Origin of the sequence: Aquimarina litoralis, assembly GCF_039523995.1 — a bacterium.
In the GTDB taxonomy this organism is placed as follows: domain Bacteria; phylum Bacteroidota; class Bacteroidia; order Flavobacteriales; family Flavobacteriaceae; genus Aquimarina; species Aquimarina litoralis.
Genome location: NZ_BAAAGE010000001.1, coordinates 138,639 through 150,524 on the forward strand (window position 1 = coordinate 138,639; position 11,886 = coordinate 150,524).

At 34.5% G+C, this 11,886-nt stretch carries 7 protein-coding genes; 4 read left to right on the plus strand and 3 right to left on the minus strand.

Annotated elements, in window-relative coordinates:
• The first annotated feature begins 2 nt into the window (after positions 1-2).
• The 4 genes from ABD077_RS00440 to galE all read left to right on the plus strand — a co-directional run bounded on the left by ABD077_RS00440 (position 3) and on the right by galE (position 7,984).
• Entirely contained in the window at positions 3-1,763 is a 1,761-nt protein-coding gene (locus ABD077_RS00440; protein WP_343909416.1) for a glycoside hydrolase family 36 protein, read from the plus strand.
• A 230-nt stretch (positions 1,764-1,993) separates the two neighbouring features.
• The gene (gene glpK / locus ABD077_RS00445) at positions 1,994-5,173 is read left to right on the plus strand and encodes a glycerol kinase GlpK (protein WP_343909418.1); all 3,180 of its coding nucleotides are present in this window, start codon (positions 1,994-1,996) and stop codon (positions 5,171-5,173) included.
• Between the two features lie 51 nt (positions 5,174-5,224).
• Positions 5,225-6,871, plus strand: a complete 1,647-nt coding sequence (locus ABD077_RS00450) for a solute:sodium symporter family transporter (RefSeq protein ID WP_343909420.1) — start codon at positions 5,225-5,227, stop codon at positions 6,869-6,871.
• Positions 6,872-6,967: 96 nt separating this feature from the next.
• Positions 6,968-7,984: a UDP-glucose 4-epimerase GalE gene (galE, locus tag ABD077_RS00455; protein WP_343909421.1), complete on the plus strand. Its 1,017-nt coding sequence runs from the start codon at positions 6,968-6,970 to the stop codon at positions 7,982-7,984.
• Between the two features lie 82 nt (positions 7,985-8,066).
• On the opposite strand, the gene ABD077_RS00460 is transcribed toward galE, so the two are convergent.
• The 3 genes from ABD077_RS00460 to ABD077_RS00470 all read right to left on the minus strand — a co-directional run bounded on the left by ABD077_RS00460 (position 8,067) and on the right by ABD077_RS00470 (position 11,885).
• Complete coding sequence (locus tag ABD077_RS00460) at positions 8,067-10,139, minus strand: peptidylprolyl isomerase (protein ID WP_343909423.1); 2,073 nt, start codon at positions 10,137-10,139, stop codon at positions 8,067-8,069.
• A 277-nt stretch (positions 10,140-10,416) separates the two neighbouring features.
• Positions 10,417-11,685 (minus strand): hemolysin family protein, encoded by a 1,269-nt coding sequence (locus ABD077_RS00465; RefSeq protein WP_343909425.1) that lies wholly within the window; start codon positions 11,683-11,685, stop codon positions 10,417-10,419.
• Entirely contained in the window at positions 11,685-11,885 is a 201-nt protein-coding gene (locus ABD077_RS00470; protein ID WP_343909427.1) for a hypothetical protein, read from the minus strand. The genes ABD077_RS00465 and ABD077_RS00470 overlap by 1 nt, the downstream gene beginning before the upstream one ends.
• Position 11,886: the final 1 nt, after the last annotated feature.

Genomic DNA, 11,886 nt, shown 5'->3' on the forward strand with positions numbered 1-11,886 from the left:
AGATGAAAGAAGTAATTACTACTCATACTATAGAAATACAACAAAAATCTAAGGATTTTAAGGTCAGTATTCATTTACTTGAAGAACAAAATAACGTTACCATTTACAATATTAATTTTTCTTCAACATCTGAATTTCAACCTCAAGAAGTAACACTTAAATGGAAAATTCCTGCGGTAAATGTAAAAGGAGTATGGAAACCTACTACTGATTTTGCCAAAAGAATTATGGATGACTGGGAATTAGATCATATGGAATCGAGAATTTCCGTAGACTCACCAGTCATTTCATTATTTGGGCACGATGATAGCAATATTATTACTTTTGCTTGTTCGGATGCCATAAACAAAAAAAAACTAAATGCATTATATCGAGAAGAGGATAATTGTATGTATTGTCATATCTCATTCTTTACGGAGAGACATCATAAAATTACCGATTATAATGCACAGCTAAGAATTGATCAAAGTCAACAACATTTTTCAGAATCTCTAAAAAGTGTAGGGAAATGGTGGGAAGGTTTTCAAAATCTCATCCCAGCAAATGTTCCAGAATTAGCTAAAGTACCTGTCTATTCCACCTGGTATCAATATCATCAAAAATTAGACACTACAGATCTTATCGAGGAATGTAAAATAGCCACCACATTAGGATATGAATTAATAATTCTGGATGATGGATGGCAAACGAAAGATGAAAATCGAGGGTATGACTATACGGGTGATTGGCTTCCAGAACGAATTCCTGAAATGGAAAAATTCATACAAGACATTCATAAAACAGGTATGAAATTAGCATTATGGTACTCTGTTCCATTTTGTGGTAAAAAATCAAAAGCTTATCAAAAGTTTAAAGGTAAGTTTTTAACCGAAGAACATCGTTGGGCTCCTGTTTTTGACCCTAGATATCCAGAGGTAAGAGCATATCTCATTAGTTTATATGTAAATGCTTTAGTAGCTTGGAAAATTGATGGTTTCAAACTTGACTTTATAGACGAATTCAAAGTGTATCCGAGTACAAAACTCACTAAAGAAAATGGACGTGATTATTCATCGGTAAATCTTGCCGTAGATAGGCTTATGACCGATATTATTAGTTCTCTTCATGCTATAAATCCGGAAGTTGTCATCGAATTTCGACAGAAATATACAGGTCCTGCAATGCGTAAATATGGGAACATGTTTAGAGCATTCGATTGTCCAGGAGACTCTGTTATGAATAGAGTACGAATTACAGATATCAAAATGTTATGTGGAGATACTGCGGTACATAGTGATATGTTTACCTATCACAAGGAAGAACCTTTGGAGATAAAGGCTTTGCAACTAGTAAACACTTTATTTGGAGTTCCGCAACTATCTATTTTACTTAAAGATGCGTCCCCTGAAGAACTTTCTATGATACGCTTTTACACACACTACTGGAGAAATCATAAGGAGATTTTCTTAAATGGCAGATTTACTCCTCAAAGACCTTTGGCTAATTATCCAATACTAAAATCAGCTTCTGAAACACATACTATTATTGGAGTATTTGACAATTATACTATTGATTTTTCAGAAAACACTGATAAAGTAGATATTATTAATGGCCAGTTCGAAACTAAAATAGTCTTAAGTAGCGAACAAAATTACGGTGCTTATAATTGCATCATTTATGATTGTACCGGTAAAAAAATTAGCGAAAGTACATTAATGATATTAATCGGAGTCATACAGATAAAAGTTCCAGTTTGCGGATTAATCAGATTAGAAAAAGTCTAGAACCATAAGGAATTAGCCAAAAAAAACGAATAAAAGAGAAAAAATGATGTATAAAACATAATACAAACGATTACATTTTTTTTTAATTGATGATTCTCTTTCCAATTGATATAATAATTCAGATATTTATAATCAACCGATTCATCTTCTGTAAAATTATCAGTTTTTAAGATGATTATCTAATAATCAACTAAAACAAAACAGGTATAAATAAAGCTAACTATTGCCTAATGGATAAGAAATATATCATAGCCTTTGACCAAGGAACCACTAGCACACGAGCAATTATTTTTGACACAAAAGGTACTATTTGTGGCATCTCTCAGAAAGAACTAACGCAATATTATCCACAATCAGGATGGGTAGAGCATGATCCACAAGAAATTTTTAGGCATCAAAAAGAAGTATTCGAAGATGTATTATCTGAATCTAAAATACCAGTAGACCAAATTGCAGGAATTGGTATCACAAATCAAAGAGAAACCACAGTAGTATGGGATAAAAACACTGGTGAGCCTATCCATAAAGCTATTGTATGGTTAGACAAAAGAACTTCTAATATCTGTAAAAACCTAAAAGAAAAAGGTTTAGAAGAATATGTCTCCAAAAACACGGGTTTAGTAATTGACTCCTATTTCTCAGGCACAAAATTAAAATGGATATTAGACCATGTAGAAGGTGCTAGGGAAAAAGCGTCAAAAGGAGATTTATTATTCGGAACTATTGACACCTGGCTTATTTGGAAATTTACCAATGGCAAAAGACATGTTACGGATCATTCTAATGCATCTAGAACGATGCTATATAATATTTTGAACTTGGAATGGGATTCAAAAATGCTCTTTGAATTAAATATTCCAAATTCGATGCTTCCAGAGGTATTACATTCCTCATCAGATTTTGGCAGTATCAATTATCAAGGAAAAGAAATTCCAATATACGGAGTAGCTGGTGATCAGCAGGCTTCTCTTTTTGGGCAGGGAGGTTACAAATCTGGTATCGCCAAAAACACCTATGGAACCGGTTGTTTTTTACTACTAAATACCGGAAAAAAACCTTATCAATCTAAAAATGGGTTACTTACTACCTTATGTTGCAGTCTTCCTGGAGATAATATAAAATACGCTTTAGAAGGAAGTGTATTTGTAGGAGGAGCTTCTGTACAATGGTTACGAGATAAATTACAAGTAATAGAAAAAGCATCGGAAACAGAGGAGATTTGTAAATCTACTCCAACAGCGAAGGATCTATATGTAGTACCTGCATTGGCCGGTTTAGGAGCGCCTCATTGGGATATGAATGCCAAAGGAGCAATTTATGGTCTCACATTAGATTCTGGTAAAAACGAAATCATAAAAGCTACTGTAGAAGCCTTAGCATACCAAACTCGCGATGTATTGGATGCTATGGTAGAAGATAGTGGCAAATTAATGAGAGAACTTAAGGTAGACGGAGGTGCGTCTGCCAATAATTATTTAATGCAATTTCAGTCGGATATTCTTAATGTAGATGTGGATCGTCCGGCAATGTTAGAAGTAACTGCACTCGGCGCGGCATTCCTGGCAGGAATAAAAGCTGGGGTTTGGACAAAAAAAGATATATCAAAAATTAGAATTGTAGATACTAAGTTCAAACCCCAGATTTCTGAACATGAAAGAAATCGGAAGTATACTGGTTGGAAAGATGCTGTAGAACGCACAAAATCTGCAAATGCCAAAATGCTTGCTGCCAAAGAACAAGGAGCCATACGTTTTTCAATTCTGGACAGAAACAGACAATTATTACAAGCTCAAACTACAAAATATGATTTAATTATTATTGGCGGTGGAGTTACTGGAGCAGGAATAGCATTAGATGCTTCCTCCAGAGGTCTAAAAGTATGTTTGGTAGAGAAAAATGATTTTGCTTCGGGAACCAGCAACAAATCTACTAAACTCATTCATGGGGGATTACGATACCTAAAACAAATGGAAATTGCTTTAGTAAAAGAATCAGGAAGCGAACGAGCTACCGTTCATAAATTGGCGCCGCATCTGGTTGTTCCTGAAAAAATGTTACTTCCCCTAATAGAAGGTGGAACTTACGGTAAAATGATGACTGCTATTGGACTAAAAGTCTATGATTTTTTAGCCAATGTAGAAGGAGATGATAAACGAAAGATGTTGAGTATAGAAGAAACAATAGCCAAAGAACCTTTACTAAATAAAAATGGACTTACTGGAGGCGGGTATTATGCAGAATACAGAACCGATGATGCTAGACTAACTATTGAGCTTCTAAAAAAGGCAGCATCCTATGGTGCGAATATCATCAATTATTGTGAGATGACAACCTTTAACTATAATGACGAAGGCAAAATTAAAAGTCTGCAATGCTTAGATCATAATTCCGGAAAAAGTTTTACGATAAAATCCAGAAACTACGTCTCTGCCGCTGGACCTTGGGTTGACCTGTTAAGAGAAAAAGATGATTCCATGAATAATAAACATCTACATCTTACCAAAGGAGTGCATATAGTTTTTTCCCGAGAGAAGTTCCCACTTACACAATCAATCTATTTTGATGTACCTGATGGAAGAATGATTTTTGCAATTCCACGTGGTAGAGCTACCTATGTAGGTACCACAGATACTAATTATAGTGCTAATTTAAATCGTGTTGTAGCTACAAAAGAAGACGCTCAGTATCTACTAGATGCCGTAAACAATATGTTCTCAACGCTACATCTAACCATAGAGGATATTGAATCTAATTGGGCTGGACTAAGACCTTTAATTCACGAGGATGGAAAAGATCCTTCAGAACTATCCAGAAAGGATGAAATTTTTATTTCTAAAACAGGGTTAATCTCTATTGCAGGAGGAAAACTTACAGGATATCGTAAAATGGCGCAACGGGTCATTGATGCAGTGCTAAAAACTATGAGTAGTAAAAGAAGAGAGCAATTTTCTAAATCCTACACCCAGAATATTCAACTAACAAGCGACCCGTTAGAGGACACTGCTGAAGTTAACCAATATCTAGAAGAAATTAACCAACAGTTAAAAGATAAAGGTTTGAATGATGAGCACTATGGTTGGTATCTAGCTACCACCTATGGTAAACAGGCAACTATCATTATAAATAAGATCTCTTACTTCTTGAACGATGCTATTGAAGAAAAATTAATACGATCAGAAGTCTGGTATGGAGTGCATCATGAGATGGTAAATGGCCTGGCCGACTTTTTTGTTCGTAGAACAGGAAGACTATATTTTGATATTGGCAGTGTACATCAATACAGATCCGTAGTACAAGAAGATCTAGTAAAATATCTTGGTTGGGACGAAGAACGTCTTGAACAAGAAAATCAGTATTTAGATCTCTTATTACTAGATGCATCTACCTATTACGAATATGAAATTGTATAGATTTAAATAAAGAGCTCACTTGGATTTCTAAACTCTCTAAAAACAAAACATATGGGAATACTTTCATTTATTGGATTTACATTATTAGTAGCAGTATATGCCTGGTGGAAAACAAGAAGTACAGATGAAAAATCTGCAGATGGATATTATCTTGGAGGAAGAAGCCTTGGTGCAATTACAATTGCCGGTTCTTTATTACTTACAAATCTATCTGCGGAACAAATCGTCGGATTAAACGGACAAGCTTTTTCTGAAGGTATTCTTGTTATGGCATGGGAAACACTGGCAGCTATTGCTATGGTGCTTACCGCTATATGGTTACTACCAAAATACATGAAAGGTGGTATCACTACAATTCCAGAATTTATAGAAAAACGTTTCGATGAAAATACCAAAGCTATATTATCCGTTTTATTTCTAATCGCTTTTAGTATTGTATTATTACCCACCATCCTTTACTCAGGATCATTAGCCTTTAGTACCATGTTTGACTTACCATCTTTATTAGGTTGGTCTCAATCTGCTTCAATTTGGCTTTGTGTTTGGAGTATAGGCTTAATAGGTATCATTTATGCCATTTTTGGAGGTTTAAAAGCTGTTGCAGTATCAGATCTTATAAATGCAATTGGATTATTAATCGGAGGGCTGCTCATCCCTTATTTTGGTTTAAAGCTGATTGGAGATGGCAGCATGATGGACGGTATGCATACCTTGTGGACCGAAAACCAGGATAAATTTAACGTTACCGGAGGTGTTACTTCCTCTATTCCGGTAGGAACTATATTTACAGGAATGATGATTGCTCAGATGTATTATTGGGGTACGAATCAATCCATACTACAACGTGTTTTTGGTGCCAAAAGTTTAAAAGAAGGGCAAAAAGGCATGATGCTCGCAGCATTTGTAAAATTTCTAATACCTGTAATCGTTGTACTCCCTGGAATTATTGCATGGAACGTATTTAATGGAGAACTTAGTTCGGCGGATCGAGCATATCCAGAACTAGTTCGTAAAGTGCTTCCACCTGCATTACTTGGTTTTTTTGCAGCAGTATTATTTGGAGCGGTATTAAGCTCTTTTAATAGTCTACTAAATAGTAGTGCTACACTTTTTGGATTTGACTTGTATAAGAAATTTTTTAATCGAAATGCAAGCGAACTCCAAACGGTAAAAGCTGGTAAATTATTTGGCTTTATTGTAGCCATGATTTCTATGACGATTGCTCCTTTTATCGCCAATGCTCCAGCAGGTCTATTTTCTTATATCCAACAAGCATTAGGAAGCTTAAGCGTACCTATTCTGGCTGTGGTTATCATTGGAATTTTGACGAAAAAAGTGCCTGCAATTGGTGCTAAAATAGTGTTAATCGGTGGTGTACTAATGTATTTAATAAGCTTACTTATTTTGGGACCTCATTTCACAAATAAAGCGTTATTAGAAGCTACTACTAATGGTATTACAGATCCTGATCAATTAGCTATTATAAAAGCTGAAGCCTATCCACACTTCTTGCATGTCATGGGTATTTTGTTTGTCATTAATGTTGCTATCATGCTAATTGTAGGAATGTGGAAACCTAAAAAAGATATCTATACACCTATAACTACAGAAGTTATTGATACCACACCCTGGAAATATGCTTTTGCCATTGGAGGACTTATTACACTGCTAGTATTGAGTACTTATTTAATATTCTAACCATTACATAAACTTATTTGTCATCTGCTTTCGGTTATAAAGTGTATTGTATTAACTTTACAACTCGTTCTAATAAAAACTCTTGAAAACAAAAAAATGAAAATATTAGTAACCGGTGGATTAGGGTTTATCGGATCGCATACAGCGGTAGAACTACAAAATGAAGGGTATGAAGTTGTTATTATAGACAACTGTTCTAATTCCTCTCCAGATGTTTTAAAAGGTGTTGAAGCAATTACCGGAAAACAACCAATTTTTGAAAACTTTGATCTGAGAGAAAAAGACAAAGTACAGGACTTTTTTAAACGTCATCATGATATTGAAGGAGTTATTCATTTTGCAGCATCAAAAGCAGTGGGAGAAAGTGTAGAAAAACCTCTGTTATACTACGAAAACAATATTAGTGTTCTTGTGTATATTCTCCAAGAATTACAGAAAAAAGACAAAACTAGTTTCATTTTTAGCTCATCATGTACGGTATACGGGCAAGCTGATGAGTTACCTATAACCGAAAATGCACCTGTAAAGGTTGCAGAATCTCCCTATGGTAATACCAAGCAAATAGGAGAAGAAATCATAAGAGATACCTGCAAGGTACAACCCAATCTAAACGCTATTGCATTGCGCTATTTTAATCCTATTGGCGCACATCCATCCGCAGAAATAGGAGAATTACCTATAGGAGTTCCACAAAATCTGGTTCCATTTATTACACAAACTGCTATCGGATTGAGAGAGCAGCTTTCTGTTTTTGGTGATGACTATCCTACAGAAGATGGTACTTGTATTAGAGACTATATCCATGTTGTTGATCTTGCAAAAGCACACGTAGTAGCATTACAGCGTTTACTTAAAAACAATAATGTTTTTAATTATGAGGTGTTTAATGTAGGGACAGGTACTGGTAGTTCGGTATTAGAGGTGATTCAATCTTTTGAAAAGGTTTCTGATCAAAAACTAAATTATCAAGTGGTAGACCGAAGAGAAGGTGATATTACATCTGCTTATGCGAACACCGACAAAGCTAATAATGAGTTAGGCTGGAAAGCTAAAAGCAGCTTAGATGAAGCCTTATCATCTGCCTGGAAATGGGAACAAAAGGTTAGAGCATAAAAACCTTTTTCTATATCTTATAAACAAAAAAAAATCCTGAAGCATGCTTCAGGATTTTTTTATTATCTGTTGTAAACTACGACTAATAGAAGTTTGCTCTTTTATCTTCGATATCTGCTGCTTCTTTCAACGCATTAAAAACTCTCGTATTCACAGCGTTTGCCTGTGTTTTAGATTCTTGTGCAGCATAACTCATATAGGTATCTAAACCGCTAGCAGGTGTCTTTTTTGTAACTTCTACAACGTATACTCCATTATTACCAACAACTGGTTCAGAAACTTGACCACTTTCTAATGCGAAAGCTGCTCCTACTACTTTCGGTTCAGTACCGGCACCACTAATTGTTGGAGTCTTCATATTAAGAGCAGAAGCCGTTTTAACTACTTGTGATTGACTTTTAGCGATCTCGTCTAAATTAGTACCAGAAATCTTATTCTTCAACATTTCCGCTTTTTTCTCCTTTATAAGTATTGGCTTTACAGAAGCACTCGCATCTTCTACCTTTTGAAGTCCTTTAGATGCTTTTCCTGTTAATTGAACAACCGCATATCCATCAGTTACATCAAAACGCTTTACATCTCCAACTTTTGTCTCTTCATTAAATGCCCATTGTACTATAGATCTCTGTGCACCAAGTCCAGCAATATTTTCTGCTAATTCACTTATCTTATTTACAGGGCGAACATTGTACTCACTTTCTTTTGCTTTCTCAGCAAAATCTCCATCCTTGGTAGCTATCTGAAACTTTGTAGTTTCCGTAAATATATCATTAATCGTTTTCTCACTAGCTTCGATTTCTCTTGCAATCGTTCCAACTTTTACAGCTTTCTGCTCATTTTTCTTGTCCTCAATAGTAATAATATGATATCCAAACTGTGTTTCTACAACTCCCATATCACCTACATTGTTATCAACGATATAATCATTGAACGCTGGCACCATTCTACCCGGAGCAAAATATCCTAAATCTCCACCTTTATCCTTATTGGAATTATCCGCAGAAAAATCTTTAGCTAAAGCTAAAAACTTCGCTTTGTCAGTTTTTACAACGGCTAACAAACTATCTGCTAACGTTTTTGCTTCTTCTTTAGTACGTTCGGTATCACCAGCCGTACCTAGACCTTTCCAAGAAATTAAAATATGACTTGCTTTCAGTGAATCATGCAATTGCTTGTTTGCTATTACCTTAGATATCTTAATGTACTTACCATCTTTATATGGTCCATAAACTTCTCCAACCGGAACATTATACAAGGTATCTGCAACTGTTGAAGGTAAATCTTTTTTAAACAAGAAACGATCATTATATTTCAGAGCAGAACTTTGATCAACGTTAATAAACTCCTCAATATTCTCCGCTTTTTTAAGTCCTCCGATTTGTTCGGCAACTTCTGCTATCAGACGCTCTTCATCTTCTTTGCTTGGTTCTTCTTTAAAGAACACATATCTCATATTTCGAGATGCTTCTGCTTGATACAAATCAGGATGTTTATCTATATACGACTGAATTTCTGCATCAGATACTGTTACGTCTGTATCAGGAATACTTGTAAAAGGCAATTGAACATATTTAATATCCACTACATCATTTTCCATTTTGTATGCCAACTCACCTTCTTTAAGAGTAGCTCCTACTCCAGCCTTAATCATATTAAGGTATGTCTGTTCTAAAGCTCCTTTTCCTAAAGATCGCTTATAATCTATCCACTGTTGATATGCAACAGGATTGGCTTTGATACTTGCAACATATTCTTGCATTTTGGCCTTATCGAAAACTCCAGCTTCATTTTGAAAAGTAGGATTATTAGCTAATCCTTCTTCTAATAATTGATTCACTTCATCAGCACCAGCTCTAATACCAAGCTCTTCGAACTGGCCATCAAAAACGATTTGCCTTACTTCTTGGTTCCAAACATAGTTTACAGTTTGTAAGTTAGATCCACCACCAAAATTTCTAGAAGCTGCTTCTACCTTCTGTGCAAAATCAGTTCTATCAATTTCTTTCCCATTTATGGTAGCAATAGTATTTGCTGCTTTTTGAGAAATAGCTCCTCCATTTCGAATCAAATCCGCTAATACAAATGAGAAAAGCGCTAATGCGATAATCACAATTAAGAAAACGGAACGTTGTCTGATTTTATTTAAAACTGCCATTTTAAGTTTAATTTATTGAAATATAGTGGGCGAAAATACCATTTTCTTAGAATATTACCAATTAAAGACAGAAAGTCTTTACAACTTTTTTTGCATTTTATTTTTCATGATATTTTACCGTAAAAAAATACAGATTAATCCCACAATAAACACAATACAATTACCTGATTTTAAGAAGTATAATAAAAAAAACAGAACATTAACTGAAACAAACTTTCCAAATAAACAAAGAAAGGTTATCTGATTTTTATATCAGAAGAATTTTGACAAACAGAAATTAGTCTTCTTCCTTAACCTTTAATTCCACGATTTCTATTTTGGTGTTGGAAGTTTCTATAATATTAACCGTCACTGCATTGATATTTACAACATCACCTTGTTCAGGAATTTCTTCTGTATGGTTTACAATCATTCCTCCTAATGTTTCGTAATATTCACTTTCGGGCAAATTTAATTTATAGGTTTCATTGATATAATCTACTTCCATTCTTGCCGAGAAACGATAATGATTTTCTGCCAATTTATCTTCTATTAAATCAACAGAATCGTGCTCGTCTTCAATTTCTCCAAAAAGTTCTTCTACAATATCTTCCACTGTTATAATTCCACTAGTACCTCCATACTCATCTATAACCACAGCTACACTCTTATGCTTTTTAGTTAATAGATTCAATACATCTTTTACATACATGGTTTCAGGCACAAAAACTACTGGAAGTAAAATAGACCTGATTGATTTAGGATTTTTAAAAAGTTCGAATGAATGCATATATCCTATGATATCGTCTATAGTATTATTAAACACCAATATCTTAGATAATCCAGTATCTATAAAAAGCTGACTCACCTCTTCTAATGATCTTGATTTCTCGATTGCAATGATTTCGGTTCTAGGAATCATTACTTCTCGAGACTTTACATCAGAAAAATCGAGCGCGTTTTGAAAAATTTGAATTTCACTGTCTATTTCATCATGTTCCTCTACAGTTTCCATTTGCTCTGTAATATAATCTCCTAGCTCAGTTTTGGTAAATGCAAGTTGTACTTCATCACCATCAGTTTTTAAGAATTTCTTGAGCACTAAGTCAGAAATCCAGATAACAAAAGAAGAAATAAACCAAAAAAGTACATAAAAAAAATAGGCTGGTAACGCGAAAACTTTCAATAAAGTGTTGGCATAAATTTGAAAAAACACTTTCGGCAAAAACTCCGCAGTAACTAATATAACAAAAGTAGATATAATAGTTTGTAGCAATAAGTTAACACTTGCCGCCATATCCGGATAATATCCTTCTATGAATCCCATTAGCAACTCTCCCATGTAGAATCCATAAACTACCAATGCAATATTATTACCCACTAACATGGTAGCAATAAACTTGGAAGGTTTTTTTGTTAATCGAGATAAGATAGTAGCTAGAAAACCATCTTGTTTTTTTTCTATCTCGATATGAATTTTATTCGAAGACACATAAGCTATCTCCATCCCGGAAAAAAAGGCAGAGAGAATAACAGAGAATACAATTACAATGATTTGTAGCTCCATTATTTGTTATCCTGATTACTATTGGTATCAATTCTTTTTCGGAAATTTCTCTTAAAGAAGAACATAAAAACAGCTACTCCAGCAAAACAGAGATATAGAACACTTCTACCATCTTGTTTTCCCCATTCTTCATATGCTTGATAAAGAAAAAAACAAGTAATAGCTAGATAAGCAAATTCAAAAAATCTAAAAATTTTCATC